Source organism: Magnetococcales bacterium (assembly GCA_015228935.1).
In the GTDB taxonomy this organism is placed as follows: Bacteria; Pseudomonadota; Magnetococcia; order Magnetococcales; family DC0425bin3; genus HA3dbin3.
The window spans coordinates 45,824-62,231 of the sequence record JADGCO010000013.1 but is presented as its reverse complement, the minus strand read 5'-3'; the positions used below and the strand labels follow the sequence as shown (position 1 = coordinate 62,231).

12 protein-coding genes and 2 pseudogenes are annotated in these 16,408 nt (G+C 54.1%); 11 read left to right on the top strand and 3 right to left on the bottom strand.

Annotation, left to right across the window (positions count from 1 at the left end):
- Positions 1–224 precede the first annotated feature (224 nt).
- The 5 genes and pseudogenes from HQL65_05635 to HQL65_05615 all read left to right on the top strand — a co-directional run bounded on the left by HQL65_05635 (position 225) and on the right by HQL65_05615 (position 4,007).
- A pseudogene (locus tag HQL65_05635) lies at positions 225–890 on the top strand (N-6 DNA methylase).
- Between the two features lie 45 nt (positions 891–935).
- A pseudogene (locus HQL65_05630) lies at positions 936–1,103 on the top strand (type II toxin-antitoxin system HicB family antitoxin).
- Positions 1,100–2,119 (top strand): lysophospholipid acyltransferase family protein, encoded by a 1,020-nt coding sequence (locus HQL65_05625; protein ID MBF0135701.1) that lies wholly within the window; start codon positions 1,100–1,102, stop codon positions 2,117–2,119. Before HQL65_05630 ends, HQL65_05625 begins: the two are co-directional and overlap by 4 nt.
- Positions 2,116–3,204 (top strand): lipopolysaccharide heptosyltransferase I, encoded by a 1,089-nt coding sequence (waaC, locus tag HQL65_05620; GenBank protein MBF0135700.1) that lies wholly within the window; start codon positions 2,116–2,118, stop codon positions 3,202–3,204. The genes HQL65_05625 and waaC overlap by 4 nt, the downstream gene beginning before the upstream one ends.
- 35 nt (positions 3,205–3,239) lie before the next feature.
- Complete coding sequence (locus tag HQL65_05615) at positions 3,240–4,007, top strand: glycosyltransferase family 2 protein (GenBank protein MBF0135699.1); 768 nt, start codon at positions 3,240–3,242, stop codon at positions 4,005–4,007.
- Positions 4,008–4,218: 211 nt separating this feature from the next.
- Here the strand turns inward: HQL65_05615 and HQL65_05610 are convergent, their stop codons facing one another.
- Both HQL65_05610 and HQL65_05605 read right to left on the bottom strand, forming a co-directional pair.
- On the bottom strand, positions 4,219–4,596 hold the full coding sequence (locus tag HQL65_05610) for a type II toxin-antitoxin system VapC family toxin (GenBank protein MBF0135698.1): 378 nt from the start codon (positions 4,594–4,596) through the stop codon (positions 4,219–4,221).
- Positions 4,587–4,823, bottom strand: a complete 237-nt coding sequence (locus tag HQL65_05605) for a hypothetical protein (GenBank protein ID MBF0135697.1) — start codon at positions 4,821–4,823, stop codon at positions 4,587–4,589. Before HQL65_05605 ends, HQL65_05610 begins: the two co-directional genes overlap by 10 nt.
- 622 nt (positions 4,824–5,445) lie before the next feature.
- Here HQL65_05605 and HQL65_05600 point away from each other — a divergent pair.
- Positions 5,446–7,737, top strand: coding sequence for a PAS domain S-box protein (locus HQL65_05600; protein MBF0135696.1), 2,292 nt, complete (start codon positions 5,446–5,448; stop codon positions 7,735–7,737).
- A 172-nt stretch (positions 7,738–7,909) separates the two neighbouring features.
- Complete coding sequence (locus tag HQL65_05595) at positions 7,910–9,985, top strand: PAS domain S-box protein (protein ID MBF0135695.1); 2,076 nt, start codon at positions 7,910–7,912, stop codon at positions 9,983–9,985.
- A gap of 354 nt (positions 9,986–10,339) precedes the next feature.
- On the opposite strand, the gene HQL65_05590 is transcribed toward HQL65_05595, so the two are convergent.
- Positions 10,340–10,588, bottom strand: coding sequence for a hypothetical protein (locus tag HQL65_05590; protein MBF0135694.1), 249 nt, complete (start codon positions 10,586–10,588; stop codon positions 10,340–10,342).
- Positions 10,589–10,655: 67 nt separating this feature from the next.
- Here HQL65_05590 and HQL65_05585 point away from each other — a divergent pair, with 67 nt between their 5' ends.
- From HQL65_05585 to HQL65_05570, 4 genes are all read left to right on the top strand, one after another.
- Positions 10,656–12,662 carry a response regulator gene (locus HQL65_05585; GenBank protein MBF0135693.1) on the top strand — a complete coding sequence of 669 codons (2,007 nt, stop codon included), beginning with the start codon at positions 10,656–10,658 and terminating at the stop codon, positions 12,660–12,662.
- A 20-nt stretch (positions 12,663–12,682) separates the two neighbouring features.
- Positions 12,683–13,066 (top strand): response regulator, encoded by a 384-nt coding sequence (locus tag HQL65_05580; protein MBF0135692.1) that lies wholly within the window; start codon positions 12,683–12,685, stop codon positions 13,064–13,066.
- Positions 13,067–13,274: 208 nt separating this feature from the next.
- Positions 13,275–15,269, top strand: a complete 1,995-nt coding sequence (locus tag HQL65_05575; GenBank protein MBF0135691.1) for a cache domain-containing protein — start codon at positions 13,275–13,277, stop codon at positions 15,267–15,269.
- A gap of 149 nt (positions 15,270–15,418) precedes the next feature.
- Positions 15,419–16,399: an HAD-IIA family hydrolase gene (locus HQL65_05570; protein MBF0135690.1), complete on the top strand. Its 981-nt coding sequence runs from the start codon at positions 15,419–15,421 to the stop codon at positions 16,397–16,399.
- The last annotated feature ends 9 nt before the right edge of the window (positions 16,400–16,408 follow it).

Genomic DNA, 16,408 nt, shown 5'->3' with positions numbered 1-16,408 from the left:
GTGGGCAATGCTGGCGAGCAACCCACCAAGGGATAACCTGGTTGGACTCACCGAGTCGATATTGAGGACGAGGGGTCAATCGCCCCTCGTTTCCTGCATATCGAGTTGGTAGATCCAGGATGCCTTAAAAAACGCAACTCTCGGCACGTTAAGATGCCGAATGGGGAATGAAAAGTAGCTTATCCGCGATGGTCGTTTGTCGGATTCACGCTGAACCAGTACACGACGCCGTGGTGGCCAATCCGCCGTTCAGCTACCGATGGGAGCCTACGGGTGCGCTCGCCGAGGATGTACGCTTCAAGAACCATGGCCTTGCACCGAAGTCGGCGGCGGACTTTGCCTTCCTGTTGCACGGGTTCCACTTCTTGAAGCCGGACGGGGTGATGGCCATCATCCTGCCGCACGGCGTGCTGTTCCGGGGTGGTGCCGAGGCACGCATCCGCACCAGGCTGCTGAAAGACGGCCACATCGATACGGTGATCGGCCTGCCGGCCAACCTGTTTTTCTCCACCGGCATCCCGGTGTGCATCCTGGTGCTGAAAAAATGCAAGAAACCGGATGATGTGCTGTTCATCAACGCAGCCGAACACTACGAGAAAGGCAAGCGGCAAAACCAGCTCTTGCCCGAACACATCGAAAAGATCATCGATACCTACCAGCACCGCAAGGAAGAAGCCCGCTATTCGCGGCGCGTGTCATTGGAGATCATTGAGGAAGAACATGATTTCAACCTGAACATCTCCCGCTACGTCAGCACAGCCGAGGCGGAGGATGAGATCAATCTTGCCGAAGTGCATGCAGACCTTATGGCCGCCGAGGAAAAGATCGGTGAAGCCAAACAGCGTCATAACCAATTCCTTGCCGAGCTGGGCCTGCCTTTGTTGCCGTGATCATGCATCTCCGTCCTCGAACCAGGCGAGGCAGACGGTCATACCGTGGTCGTTCCCGCCTGATCAGGCTGCATCAGCGAGGACAATTCTCGGGAAGAAGCGTTGGCAAGCATTCACGAGGCTATTGACCTCTACCTGGAACCTGTGGAAGATGACCGGACCTTTTTACCTCAGGCCGAAATTCAGGCCGAAACCCTGGAAATCACCGCATGACCATGATGCCCAGCCTCGGTTGCCAACAGTCAACAGGGTTTTGCGCCGGAAAAATGCCCAAAATTTCACATGTTCTGGAATGGCTGGTCTTGCGGGGCGTTCTTGCCTGGGTTCGGCAGGGGGAGATGGACGTTGTGACCCGGCGGATACGGTGGCTGGCCCGGCACGCCCACCACGTTTTACGTTCCGAATGGGCCTGGGCACGTACCAATCTGCGCTTGGTCTATGGTCCGGAGCTGTCGGGTTCCCGCCTGGACCGGCTGGCGACACTGGTCTTTGAAAATATTTTTCTCAGCCATCTGGAAGGGTTGCGGGTCCGGGAATGCCGTTGCCGCTTCGAGGGATTGGACCAGTTGTCCGCCCTCCATGCCCGGGGAGAAGGCGTTATTGTGGCCTGTATGCATCTGGGTTCCTGGGAACCTGCCTTGAAACACGGCGCGGATGCGGGGTTACCCCTGGTGGTGGTGTATCGCCATGCCAACAATCCCCTGAGTGAACGGGAATTCAAGCGGGTACGCCGTGACTATGGCGTCGAAATGATTCGTCGCAACGAGACACGTGCTGCCGTGCGTGCCCTTGCCGACCGCAAGATTCTGGGTCTCATGGTGGATATCAACACCCGGCGGGGAGGCATCACGGCCCCCTTTCTGGGCATTCCGGCCCAATGTCCGGCAGGTCCGGCCCGACTGGCCAGTCAGTACGGTTGTCGGGTTGTCCCGGTCGCCGGCATTCGCACCGCACCGGGAGAGTCGCTCATCCGCATCGGCACCCCCCTCGAACCGCCGCCGTCAACGGCCTCGCCCGCCGAACTGGAACTCTTTACGGCCCGCATCCAGGCTGCCTTTGAACCCTGGATCCTGGAGTGGCCCGAGCAATACAACTGGTTGCATGCCCGTTGGCGCAGCCGGCCCGATGGCACCCTGTGGCGTCCGGATATTCCCCTCGAAACCCTGTGGCAATCCCGGATCGCACCCCATCCACCGTTGCCACAACGGCTTTTGGAGCGGATCGGGTGACTGTCAATCTCCTCCTGATCAAAACATCCTCCCTGGGGGATGTCCTGCACATGCTGCCTGCCGTGACCGATGCCAAACGGGCATGTCCCGACCTGCGTTTGAGTTGGGTTGTGGAAGAAAATCTGGCCGAAATGGTCGGTTGGCATCCGGGGGTGGATCACATCATTCCCGTGGCATTGCGCCGCTGGCGTCGTTCCCCCATGCAGGCCTGGCGTCGCGGCGAGTTGCAGCAGTTTTTGACCAGAATGCGAGGCGAGGAGTTTACCCACATCGTGGATGCCCAGGGTTTGTTGAAAAGTGCCATTCTGGCCCGTCTGGCACAGGGCCGGCGGTTCGGACCGGATCGAACCTGGGTCCGGGAACGGTATGCCCTGCCATTCTACCAGACAACCGTGGCTGCTGCCGGTCTTGACCATGTGGTGGCGCGACTCCGGCACCTGCTGGCGGAAGTCCTGGCCTATCCATTGCCCGCCACACCACCCGATTTTGGCCTGGATCGGCACCGCCTGCCCGTCCTGGCCCGACCGGAACATCCTTATGTGGTTTTTTTGCATGGCACGGCCTGGAGCAGCAAGGCTTGGCCCGAGGCCTGCTGGATCGACCTGGCCCGGCACATCCGCACCCAGACACATTTCCATATCTGGCTTCCCTGGGGCACGCTCCAGGAACGGCAGAGAGCAGAACGTATGGCAACGGCCACTGGTCATGGCGTTTGGGTTCTGCCGGCCCTGCGTCTGGGTGAATTGGCGGCCCATTTGCTTGGGGCTGCTGCCGTGGTTGGTCTGGATTCCGGCCTGGCCCATCTGGCCGGTGCCCTGGATATTCCGGGCATCACCCTGTTTGGTGCCACCAATCCGGATTATTCGGGCGTGGCCCGTTCCCGACAAACATTGCTGGCGGCTGATTTTCCTTGTGCGCCGTGCATGCGGCGGGTGTGTCACCCCCCGCCGGGAATTCACCCCGGCCATCCCCCCTGTCTGGCCACTCTTGCCCCGCAACGGGTCTGGGAGGCACTGCAACCCGGGCTTGGTTTGCCGCTGCCAGGCGAGAAACTCGAACCCCGGGCCTGGTTGGCACCGTCATGAAAGAAACCCAACCCGGGGATTTGTTTGCCGCCGTCATGTCTCCCCGTACTCCCGTCTCGGCGGTGATCATCACCCTCAATGCCGGATCCGTACTCGGACCCTGTCTGGCATCCCTGGATTTTGCCGATGAAATCCTGGTGGTGGATGCCGGCAGCACCGATCACACCCTGGAGTTGGCCCGCCAGGCCGGGGCCAGAATCATCGAGCAGCCCTGGCTCGGCTTCGGTCCCCAGAAACAGTTTGCCGCCACCATGGCCCGCCATCCCTGGATTCTCTCCCTGGATGCCGATGAACGGATTTCGCCAGAGTTGCGTGCCAGCCTGCTCCAGACTCTGACCGGGGTCCCCCGACACCATGCCTTCCGGATGGCCCGCCGCAATCGGTTCATGGGGCGCTGGTTGGGTCATGGCGAAGGGTATCCCGATCCCAATCTGCGCCTGTATCACCGCGATCATGCCCATTGGAGCCTGGATCCCATCCACGAACATGTCATCACCACCGGCACGGTGGGGTGGTTGTCCGGGGATTTATTGCACGAATCCGAGCAGAGTCTGGAAACCTATCTGGCCAAACAAAACCACTACACCACCCTGCAAGCCCAGCGACTGCTCGCCCGGGGGCAGCGTCCTCGTTTCCATCATCTGCTGCTCAATCCCCTGGTGCGATTCATCAAATTTTATCTCATCCGCCGGGGATTCCTGGATGGTATTCCGGGCCTGGTGCATGTCGTCATCGGCTGCGGCAACAGTTTTTTCAAATATGCCAAGGCCATGGCCATGTTCAGCAAAAAGAGTGCTGGCTGACACTACCGACTTTTTACCATTCAGGCATGGTGCTGTCATGACGACACAATGCCATCATCAAATTGTGCGTACCACCCTCCCAATCCTTCAGTTCCACCTGCTGTTATCTTACCCGAGAGATTGATGCATCAAATTGCCCGTTTTCATGTCGGACGCAGGCACACCCTGTGTCCAGGTTCCTGGATCGTAATTATATATTCCCGCTCTTCCTTCAATGTTCTGGGGTTTTGATATTCAAAGTTATTGCCGTCAAGCCCGGAACCTGGTGGAGACGTTGATCATTGGTGAAAAGAGTGGACTTCCAGACCATGGCCGTGGCAGCAATGACCGCATCGGGCAGTTTCAAATTATGGCCACGTCGTAAAGCAATGGCCTGGTCTCGAATTGCATTGTCCAGGGTCAATCGTTCCACCTTCCTTATCAGTGTGTGGATGGCTTGTTCTTCCTCTGAAGTCAGAGAAGGATAGGAAAGCAATTCGATTTCGCTGATGATGGACATGCCATATTGGCCTTCCGGTAAAGGATCAACGATCTTTCCGCTCAACAAATTGATGGCGGCATTGGTGTCGAATAGAAACCTCATTTCCATTCTTCCCGCAAGGATCGCTGCCAGGCAACGCCATCGATCCTGGCGAAGGAAGGAACAGTGCCAGACAGTTTCATAAGATTTTGAGCATCGTCAGGGATTTTTCGGTGAGACGCACTTTGGTCGAACACTAAAACCACATCGTGTATGCCCGGCTCAATCTGATCTGGCAATTTGACGGTGATTGTTCTTTCTACTGGAACCTCACATTGCACAGTGATTGTCAGCATGTCATACCCCTGTCCGTAACCTTGTCGAGCTGCCAAACAAGAAATGTTCTACGAACATCCTTGGGATATTTCAGAACCACTGGCATATACCTGGCGGAATCCTACCCATCGCATTGTTTCCACAGCAATTGCTCCAAAAGGCAATATTCGGACAACGCACATATCGGTTCATCTCCACGCATCCGTTCCACCAACATCCACAAATCTGCCGTACAGATAAACCACATGCCACACTATACCGTGTCCCCTGCAAAAAATCCAAATCGAACCCTTTCGCACAATGCGAGCCGTTTGAAATCAACCTGTTGTATACTCAATTATCACAAATTTTGACTCTTTTCCGACATTTTTGCAAAGAACTCCATACTGGGACTATACTGAAAAACAGTCATGAATTCAAACAAAATCTGCCCGATGCTGCCCTGGACACGATCTGACGGCAAGCCCACATTCAGGAAAAATTGCCATGCGTGCTTCCGAACGCGAACAGATCCTGGTATATTCGGAGATTGGGGGAACAGCAACAGAGCGCGGGCTTGCGCTTTGGGCCGTTGCGCATGATGCGACGAACTGTCCCGGTGTTGGCATACATCGTTCGATTCATTGACCCACGGGCACACCCATGGAAAACAAAGCACCGGCGCATACCCAGCCACTCCCTGCTTCGCAACCGGATGCTGCCTCCACGCCTCTTTTCCCTGCCACGTCACCCAAAATTCCTGCCGACCGGTTTCAAAACTGGGTACAGATGGCCAACAGCGTCATCTTGTGCCTGGATGGCCAGGGGCGGGTCACCTATCTCAATGATTTTGCCCAACGTCTGTTCGGCTATTCCCTGTCTGAGATCCAGGGTCGCCCTTTGGTGGGAACTCTCGTTCCGGAACGGGATGGTGCTGGCGATCCCAGCCAGGTCGGCCTGACCACCATCAACCGTTCTGTCGAGTCGTTTTCTCTCCATGAAAGCGAACATTGCACCAAAAGCGGCGAACGTCTGCGTTTGTTGTGGACCCGGCGCACGCTTCTGGATGGCCGGGGAGAACCGGCGGAAATTCTCTGTATCGGGCACGATCTGCGTGCGCACCGCCATACCGAACAATCCCTGCGGGAAACCGAGGAACGCAATCGCATCCTCTTCGAAAGCGAAACCGACGGCATTGTGGTCATGGATGCCACGACCATGCGCATCGAGGATTGCAACCCGGCCATGGCCAAAATGCTGGGACACTCCCGGGCGGAACTGCTCTCCCTGAAAATGACCGATTTTTCTGCCTCCCCGGTGGACACGACCTCGGTCCAGGGAGCCTGCGACAAGGGACTTTCCGAAGATGGTCGCCACATTCCTCTGTGCTATCTGCGCCGCAAGGATGGTTCCACGTTTCCGGTGGAAATCAGCACCGGTTCCTTTGTCTCCCAGGGCGAAAAAAAACTCATCGGTGCCTTTCGCGATATCCAGAAGCGTCTGCTGCGCGAAGCGGAACTGAAAAAATTTCGCAACCTGATCGATCATGCCGGAGATGCCTTTTTCGTGATCGACCCGCACCAGGGACACATCCTGGATGCCAACCGCACGGCCTGGACCACCCTGGGTTATACCCGGGACGAACTCCTGCAATTGACTGTGACTGAGCTGCAAGGCGAAACCGTCCAGATCACTTCCTGGGAAGATCACGTGCGTGATCTTCGCACTTCCGGCACGCTTTCAGTGGAGGGGGTACACCGCCGCAAGGATGGCTCCTCCTTTCCCGTGGAAATCAAAAGCCGGATCGTCGATGCCGGCGAGGGGAGTCTCATCCTCGCCTCGGCACGGGACATCACGGAACGTAAAAAAGTCGAAGCGGCCCTGATCCAGACCAAGGAAGAGGCCGAAGAGGCGAGTCGTCTCAAAGACAAATTCGTCTCCCTGGTGGCCCATGATTTGCGGGCACCCCTCAGTTCCATCATGAGTCTCCTGGAGTTTCTCCAGGAGGATCGGGAAAATCCCCTGACCGAAGAGCAGAAGGAACTCCTCGGCGATGTCCTGTCGAGCGGTCGCAACCTGACCATGATGATCGAGGAAATTCTCAACATCGGTCGCCTGAAATCCGGCAAGATTCGTCTGGAAAAACGGTTTTTCGATGGCCACTTTCTGGTGGAAGATGCCATCCAGAAGCTTGAATACATCAGCCGCAAGAAGGGTTTGCAGATCACCAACCAGATTCCCGAAGAGAGCCGTCTCTATGGTGACCCGGCCCTGCTGGGCGAGGTGGTGCAGAATCTGCTTTCCAATGCCGTCAAGTTCAGCCATCCCAACGGACGGATCCAGTTGATCTCCCCTCCCGATGATGCCACGGCCATTGCGGTCCTGGATTACGGGGTGGGCATTCCACCCGAAGTATTGCCGAAGCTGTTCCAGATCGAGGAGAAGGTTTCCACCCAGGGGACCATGGGCGAAACCGGTACCGGCTTTGGTTTGCCCTTTTCCTTTGACATCATGAAGGCCCATGGTGGCCGTCTGGAAGCCCAATCCGAACTCGGTGCCGGCACGACGTTTACCATCTGGCTCCCCCCTCTGCGCCCCCGGGTGCTGGTTGTGGACGATGGTGCCATGGATCGGGTCATGATCAGCGCCTTCCTGGAGGCCCTGGATGTCTCGATTCATGAAGCCGGCAGCGGCCAGGAAGCCCTGGCCATGATCGCCCGGGAACTCCCGCATCTGATCATTACCGATATTGCCATGCCGGAAATGGATGGTTTCCAGTTGATCAAGGAACTCAAGAAAAAACCGGAAACCGAAGCCATCCCGGTCATCCTGATCACCGGCGACGACAAGACAGAAACCAGGGATCGTGCCTTCCGCCTCGGAGCCGTGGATTTTGCCGTCAAACCGGTCGTCGTCCACGATTTTCTGCCGCGTGTTCGGCATATCATCAGTTGATGCGAAGAGCCATGCCCGATCACATCAGCGCCCGTGCCTTCCCTACACCGTCTTCCGGGCATTGTGGGCGATGTTCCGGGTCGGCGACATCTGGAGGACGACAAGAGAGAGAACCTGGTTTTACAAAATGACTTGATCATCGTGATCTGATCATCGAGGGATATCTTATATCATGTTGAAACTCAAGAGGTTGGTTGGCAGGAAATTCCTGCTCGACCATCTGCATAAGGCGCAAGCCTGTTTCGGTCAGGGTCTTTCCCTGGCGGTCGTGGATCAGGAGGGACAGATTCTGTGCGCTGCCGGGGATGAAAAGAACATGGATTTTCTCGAAAGTCAGGAAATCATCAAATCCCCCATATCATTGGAGGAACAGATCATCGGCCATTTGTTGATCCGCCTTCCAAATGAGTGTACGGAGTCGTTGCGAAAAAATGTTGCCAGCAAGGCCGAGTTCATCATCATGGGCCTGCAAGCCATTGTTGAATCCGAGTTGGCCCGCCGTGCGGTGACCGCTGAAACTTTGGAAATGTATCGATCCCATGCCCATTTGAACCGCGCTGTTTTGGGTCTGAACCATTCCATGGTGGTCAAGGAGATCGGAGAATCGCTGCTGGCGGAGTTCTGTGGTCATGAATCCATTGCCGAATGGGGCGTGGTGTTCTGGCCGGATCAAAAAACCGGTCACCAAAGGCTGGTCGGTGTGTCTGGCCGGTCTCCCGACGACCTTTTTTTTTCACAGGTTGTCGAATCGGAGCTGTTCCACAGCATCACAGCCCATGCACATGGAGAGATCATCAATCATCTGACGTCAGATCCCCGCTGGCAAGTGAAACAGTCGGAGGATTGCGCCCTTCTCATGGTTCCACTGGAAAATCCCGGCAAGGTTGCAGGAATGCTGGTTCTGGGCATCAGCTCCTCGCAACAGGAGTTTCGCGCTGTTGATCTGCATCGGGCATCAACCTTGTCGGTCGTGGCCGCCACCGCCTTGCGTAACGCCATATTGTTCGAAGAAACCTTGTCAATCAAGAATTACAACGAAAACATCTTGAAAAGTCTCTCCAATGGGGTGATCACCTTTGACCTGGAAGGAACCATCGTCAAAGTCAACCAAGCTGCTCTCCGCATTCTCGGCATCGATGCAGACCAGCTTCCGGGACACTCTGCTCAAATACTCTTCAGAGAGACCAACGCCTGGGTGGGAGATCGAATCGACCGTCTTCTGGAAATGGGGAAAGTGGAAGACGTAACGGAAAAAAATTTGATTACAAAGTCAGGAAAAATCATCAGCATCAACCTGTCAACGGTTCCCATGCTGGGACTGGATGGCCGGTTGATCGGTGGTCTGCTGGTGTTCGACGACATTTCTCGCGAAAAACGTGTCAAGAATGCCCTCTCCCGCTACATGCCCAGCCAGGTGATCGACGACTTCCTGGGTACGAACGATGTTTCGGTTTTAGGTGGCATCGAGCAGGAGGTTACCATTCTTTTCTCGGATCTGCGCAGCTTTACCTCCCTGTCTGAAGATCTTTCGGCCCTTGAAACCATTGCCATGCTGAATGACTATTTGGGAAGAATGGTTGACCTCATTTTCAGCAATGATGGAACATTGGACAAATTTATTGGTGATGCCATCATGGCGGTTTTCGGAACGCCACTGCCAACCGGTAATGACGCCGAAAACGCTGTTCTGGCATCGCAAGACATGATGATCCGGCTACGGGAATTCAACGCATCACGTGCCAGGAAAGGCAACAGGCCTCTGCGGATCGGAATCGGCATCAATACCGGTCTGGTGGTCTCCGGATATATCGGATCACCCAAACGGATGGATTACACCGTCATTGGGGATGAGGTCAATCTGACGGCCCGGATCGAATCAGCCACCAAATATTACGGCACTCCGATCTTGTTGAGCGAAAATACGTTCACACGCATCAAAAAACCCTTGAGAAGTCGCGAGATCGACCGGGTACGAGTCAAGGGGAAACATCGTCCGGTACGCATCTTTGAAATCCTTGATTACGTCACCGAACAAGAGTTCCCTGCTGTTGACAAGGCGCTGGAATATTTCAATTCCGGAATGGCTGCCTACAACCAACGTCAATGGCAGCAAGCCAGTGAAGCCTTTGCACAGGTGATTCGTATCAAGTCCACGGACAAACCTTCCGTAATCTATCTGCAACGTTGTCTGGGATGGATGGAAAAAGACCCGGGGCAGGAATGGGATGGTGTGACCACTCTCGCTTGACCTGAAAATGATGCCGACTTCGGGGAGTATTTTATGGACGCATCAATTTTTTTGTGGGAGGAAGGGAAACATGCCGAGACGTGTCAACTGCTGGGAATATAAAAACTGTGGAAGAGAACCTGGAGGAAGGAATCAAGAGGAGCTTGGCGTCTGTCCAGCCGCAACGGATGTTTCGTCTTCCGGACTGAATTCAGGTGTCCACGGGGGACGTATCTGCTGGGCAGTTTCCGGTACCTTGTGCGGCGGTGTTGTCCAGGGCAGTCACGCTTCGAAACAACCATCCTGCATGGTCTGTGATTTTTATTACCTTGTAAAGCATGAGGAAGATCCGGCCAGATTCCATTTTCTCAAATATCATCGGGCAGGTGCATTTTTTCCCGACGTCGTACCATCCAACCGGTCAAGATTACAGTCTTTACCTCCTGTCTGGTGGACAATTGGCTTGTCACTGGTCGTATTTCTCTTCGTCTGGCTGACAGGTTTGACGGCAACACAATCTGCACTATCCAGTATTGTCTTTACCATGATATTTTTCTGGATCACTTTTGGAATTTTCTCTGCGATGGAGAGGCGGCGGTTTGCTGGAAATGAAAAGGATGTCATTGATTATATTCATAGACTTTCAACCAATGATTTTTCTGGACGTCTGAATTTCACCTCGAATGATTCCTTGATAAATGTGGGGGTTGCCCTGAATCGTCTGGCCTATGGAATGTCGGGACATTTTGAGTCATTTGATCTTTCAATCAAGGGTGCCACCAGCGAGTTGGAAGACACGTTAGGCTCCCTCACGGCCATCATTGACAGTATGGCGGATGGATTGCTGGTGACCAGCCCGGATGGAACCATCAATTTGTATAATCCACGCCTGCTTGCCATGTTCAACCTGCAGCCGTCCGACATGAATGGGCACACCTGTACGGATGTTTTTGGAAAAGTATTCGTCGAATTCATGGAAGAGAGCCTGTCCTGCTCCCATATCCTCAGTTCCACTGAAATACATCTGGCAAATGGGCACATTGGCAAGGCGGTCGCAACGTCCATCACCAAACCCCTTCCCCCCGGTGCAACACTTGTCAAGAATACCGAACAATCCGAATGCCTGGGCAAGGTGATTCTTGTTCGCGACATCACGAATCGAATGAAGATGGAGGTGGAACTCATCGCAGCCCGGGAAGCTGCGGAAAAGGCCAATATCGATCTGGAAGTTGCCAATCGCAACCTCAAGAAACTGGATCAACTCAAATCGGAACTTCTGTCTTCGGTTTCCCACGAATTGCGCACGCCATTGACCTCGATACGGGGATTTACCCAACTCATTCAGCGCGAGTTCGAACGTACCTTTGCTGCCGGAGAGAGTGATCCCAAACGCAAGCGCAAGGGAGAGCGAATCCTTGATAATCTCGAAATCATACGTTCCGAGTCGGAGCGGCTGACACGTTTGATCAACGATGTCTTGGATCTGGCCAAGATTGAATCAGGCCGCAACCAGTGGCACGATACCCGCTTTCCCTTGCATGAGGCCATTCAGCAGGCGGTCAATGCAGCACGCGGCCAGTTCACCAACAAACCGGCTGTCACGTTGCAGGTCTCTCTGCCCACCCCTGAGCTGACGGTAACCGTTGATCGCGACCGGTTGATCCAGGTATTGATCAACCTGCTGAACAATGCCGCCAAATTCACCGATCAGGGCGAAGTGCGGATTGCGTGCGTACTGGACAAAAAGGATTGGGTGCAAATCGACGTGATCGACACCGGTCGCGGATTTGCCAATGAGGACGCAGAGATCATCTTCAACAAGTTCCAGCAGGCTCGCCAAAACGATATCCTGAAGGAGAAACCAACAGGAACCGGCCTTGGGCTTTCCATCTGTCGGGAAATCATTGTCCACTACGGGGGGAAAATATGGGCCACTTCGGAGCTGGGTGTGGGGAGTTGCTTTTCGTTGACCTTGCCGGTTACACAGGGAACGATCATCGAGCAGAAACCTGGAGTCGGTGAACAGCCGATCATGCGTGAGGCCGGGCTTGCCACGGGTGTACCAGATGAAAAACCTCTGGTGCTGGTGGTTGACGATGACGCCGGAGTCGTGTCCTATCTCACCCAATTTTTTCAAGAAAAAGGTTTTATCGCAAAATCTGCATCCAATGGTCGGGAAGCCCTGGAAATGGCAAGGGAGCATCATCCCGACCTGATCACCATGGATATGGTCATGCCCGTGCTGGATGGTCGTTCCACCATCCAGCATCTTCGCTCTGACGTCAGCCTGTGCCAGATTCCAATCATCGCCCTGACCGCGATGCCTGGCAAAGTGGACATGGGAAGCGATTTGAGTTTCAATAAACCTGTGGACGAGGAAGCTCTGCTGAATGGCGCACGCATGTTGATCTCAGGGCATGCCCTGGGAACAAATGCAAAAGGAAGAGTGTCATCCTGCCTGCTTCTCAACGACCCCAACCTGCCCGTGATCAACGTACCGGAAATCAACGGTATGACGGAAATGATCCCTTGTCACGGTGATGAACTATTGAACCTGGTTCGGGGTGGGTTTCAAGGTCTGGTGGTGATTCCTTCCGAGTTGTTCGGCCGGTTGGATGAAGAATTCCTGAAAAAAATATCCGCACTCCAGATCCTGATTTTCCCCAACAGGGTCAGCACGCACGAGAACAGACCATAACAATGAACCAAGGAGTCACAATGACCAAGATCGTGATCGTCGATGACGAGGTCCACATTCGCAGCCTGTTGCAACAAACCCTGGAAGAGCTGGAGGAGGATTTTGAACTTGACATTTTGACCGCCCAAAACGGCGGTGAGGGATTGGCTTTGATCAAACGCGAGCAACCTCTCCTGGTTTTTCTCGACGTGATGATGCCGATAATGAATGGTTATGACGTATGCGCAGCGATCCGTCAGGATGCCGAGTTGGCCAATACCAAGGTCGTGATGCTGACTGCCAAGGGCCAGGAAGCCGATCGACAAAGAGGCTTGAACGCCGGTGCGAATCATTTTACCACGAAGCCGTTCGATCCAGACTATATCATTGAACTGGCAAGGAATATCCTGGAACAGGATCAATAATGTCACGCCACTTGCGCACTGGATGCAACGATCTGCCACATGCCCATGGCGATTGACTCGTTCCTTTCCGCAGACGTGAGTTCAGGAAAAAGGCGTTTCAGGAATGGATCACAACAAACAAACCAATCCAGATCAGAGGATGCAACCGTTGATTGCCTTTTTCCACCCCGGTTCAAATATTTTCAGTTCCCTCTTCAGAAGGCTTTTCGTGACCCTGGTCGCAGTGGTACTCGTTTTTTTCATGACGGCCCACGTTTTGTCCGTACCGTTGGTTCGCGAGTTTGTTCAAAGATCCGAGGAAAATGCGGGGCGTAACATTCTTGACACGGTTTATCAGATTGTCACGAATACCAAAAACGAACTTGACAATTTCCATGATGCCACGATCATGTCCCGCAAGAAAGAATTGAAAAGCGTGATTCAATTGATCGAATCCGGCATGCGCACCAATCTTGAACTTCGTCTCCACGCTGGCAAGAAACAAGAAAGTGCGTTGCATGAAATTTTCGAGGAAATTCGTCATTATTCATACGGAGATCACGATTATGTCTGGGTCATGGATTACGACATGAAATTGGTTTCTCATCCTGACTCCCGACTGCATCAACACGACGCACGAGACCTCATGGATGTCAAAGGGAACATGGTTCTTGTTCCCTTGTTGGAATCCGCACGCAAAAATGGCGACGGGTATCATCGTTATTGGTGGCGACGGCTTGGACAGGAAACCCCCATTGAAAAACTGTCGTATTGCAAGGACCTGCCAGATCTTGGTTATCTTCTGTGTACAGGTTTTTACATAGACGACATCAAGCAGGCGGTTGAACTGAGAAGACAGAAGATCATGGCCAATCTCAAGGTGGAACTGGGGAACATCCATCTCGCCAAGGGGGGCTATATATTCATCTTTGATAAAGATTTAAACATGCTCGTTCATCCAAATTCCAACCTGGAGGGAAAAAATCTGGCCAACATGGTCGATCCCAAGACTGGCGAAATATTGGCCGATAGATTGAGAAAAAGTGCCAATCAATCGCAGGGATTGCGCTATCGCTGGGATCGCCCCAGTGATCCTGGCAACTATACCTACGATAAACTTGCCTGGGTACGCCATTTCGGGGGATTTGACTGGTATTTGGCTACATCGGTCTATCTCGATGACCTTTATGAAGGGTCGGAGACATTGTCAAAGCGGTTGTTTTGGATCGCTATGGGCGGACTGATTTTGGCCATGCTCCTCGGCTTTCTCTTCATGCGTCGCCTGACATCCCCGCTTGAAGTTTTATCAGTGACCGCACAGAGGGTGAGGCAGGGCGATCTGACAGCCCGTTGTCCCGTGATGCGACAGGATGAAATCGGTCAGGTGGCCAACGCTTTCAACGCCATGGTCAACACGTTGCAGGAATACATCCAAGGCCTTGATGACAAGGTTCGCAGCCGCACTGCCGAATTGGAAAAGGCCAATGCCGATCTCAGAGAACTCGATCATCTGAAATCCGAGTTCCTTTCCTGTGTTTCCCATGAATTGCGGACTCCTCTTACGGCCATTTTTGGTTTTTCCAAACTGTTGCAAAGTCGTTTGGATAAAATGGCCGGGTTGGTCAAGGAGGACAGGGTCAAACGGGAATTGAGCCGGGCCAGTGAAAACGTGTCAACCCTCATCACAGAGGGAACGAGATTGACCAGACTGGTCGATCAGGTCATGGACCTGACCAACCTGGAGGCACACAGGGTGACCATGGCAGCCAAGCCTGTCAACATGCTCCAACTGCTTGCGCTGGCGACGGAAAAAGTACGCCCCCGTGCCGATAACGCCGGATTGGGTCTGAATCTGGTCGTTCCCGGTGAATTGCCCCTCGTGAATGGTGATGCCACACGCCTGATGCAGGTGATCGATCATCTCCTGGATAATTCAATCAAGTTTACCCAAGTGGGACAAATCACCGTGTCTGCAGCCTTGCGTGAACAGGCGCTTGAAATAAGCGTCCGTGACACCGGGATTGGCGTGCCCGAACAACTGCGCGACAAAATTTTTGACAGGTTTCACCAAGGCGGCGAAGTCCTGACAGAAAAACCGGCAGGCATTGGTCTTGGATTGCCAATCAGTCGATTGATTGTCGAACAGCATGGTGGAACGATTGGAATGGAACCTGTGCCAGGTGGAGGAAGTCGTTTCTTTTTCTCCTTGTCAACAATCGGATGATGTGAATTCTGTTGCAAACGATTGAGGCGAAGCCTTCAGCATGAATGCGTCTATCCACGGGCTTTCAAAACTGAAGCTGATGCCTGCGAGGTATTGGAAATTCGTTTGGAAAATACACAGGATGCATGGCATGTCACGCAGGGAGACTCATGTCGATTAAACCTGTTTTGCCGGATATGGATCGATTGCGGGAGTTGTATGCCCGATATCGGCATCTGTTGGTGGCTGAACGTCCGGAATTGGACCAACGGTTGCTGGCCGGAAACATGGTGCATGCACCCTGTTTTTTGGATATTGCCGCCGGATTTGACTGCATCCTGTTCGATGCGTATGGCGTCTTGAACCGGGGACCGGTGGCCATTGCCGGGGCCGTGGCAACCCTGGCGCGGCTCCGGCAGATGGGGAAGCGGTTTTTCCTGGTCTCCAACAATGCCTGTCTTTCCCCGCCCCAGGTGCTGACACAACTGCGAGGCATGGGGTTTGATCTTGAGGAACAGGAAATTGTCACATCGGGTATGGTGATCAAATCGGCGGTGGCCAACAGCCGGTTTCAGGGTCAACCGTATTGTCTCGTGGGAACCCACGCCAGTGCCCTGGCCTATGCCCCCCAGCCGGAAAGATTGATGGTCAATTTTTCCCCGTCAGGCGAAGCCAGGTCCGATATGGATTGGCGACAGGCAGCCTATATCGTGTTGTGCAGCGACGTGGAATATTATGGCGGACCCCAACAAAGGCTGGTTGAAACCCTCCTGGCAGAACGGGTTCGTCCCCTGCTGATGGCCAATCCGGACCTGGTGGCACCCAATTCCCAGGGGTCCAACATTTGGGTTTCCGGTCTGACGGTTTTCTCTCTGGAGGTGCGCTTCGGTCTTCCCTGGATCGGTTTGGGCAAACCCTTTGCCCCGGTGTTCGAACTGGCCCTGGAGCGTGTCGGCAACGTGCCGCGTGAACGGATTCTCATGGTCGGGGATACCCTGGAAACGGATGTCCTGGGGGGGACCGCCATGGGGTTTGCCACCTGCCTGACCCTGTCGGGAGTCCTTTCAGAATACAGGGGGTCTCTGACAGATCTGTGTATCCAGCGCGGCATCCGACCTGATTATCTTGTCGATTCCATTGCCGCACGGTGAGACGGTCGG

Bases quoted from the DNA above. Each gene is read 5' to 3' on its own strand.
- HQL65_05625 (MBF0135701.1), top strand. From the start codon at position 1,100: ATGACCATGATGCCCAGCCTCGGTTGCCAACAGTCAACAGGGTTTTGC.
- HQL65_05615 (MBF0135699.1), top strand. From the start codon at position 3,240: ATGTCTCCCCGTACTCCCGTCTCGGCGGTGATCATCACCCTCAATGCC.
- HQL65_05610 (MBF0135698.1), bottom strand. From the start codon at position 4,596: ATGGAAATGAGGTTTCTATTCGACACCAATGCCGCCATCAATTTGTTG.
- HQL65_05605 (MBF0135697.1), bottom strand. From the start codon at position 4,823: ATGCTGACAATCACTGTGCAATGTGAGGTTCCAGTAGAAAGAACAATC.
- HQL65_05600 (MBF0135696.1), top strand. From the start codon at position 5,446: ATGGAAAACAAAGCACCGGCGCATACCCAGCCACTCCCTGCTTCGCAA.
- HQL65_05595 (MBF0135695.1), top strand. From the start codon at position 7,910: ATGTTGAAACTCAAGAGGTTGGTTGGCAGGAAATTCCTGCTCGACCAT.
- HQL65_05590 (MBF0135694.1), bottom strand. From the start codon at position 10,588: ATGACATCCTTTTCATTTCCAGCAAACCGCCGCCTCTCCATCGCAGAG.
- HQL65_05580 (MBF0135692.1), top strand. From the start codon at position 12,683: ATGACCAAGATCGTGATCGTCGATGACGAGGTCCACATTCGCAGCCTG.
- HQL65_05570 (MBF0135690.1), top strand. From the start codon at position 15,419: ATGTCGATTAAACCTGTTTTGCCGGATATGGATCGATTGCGGGAGTTG.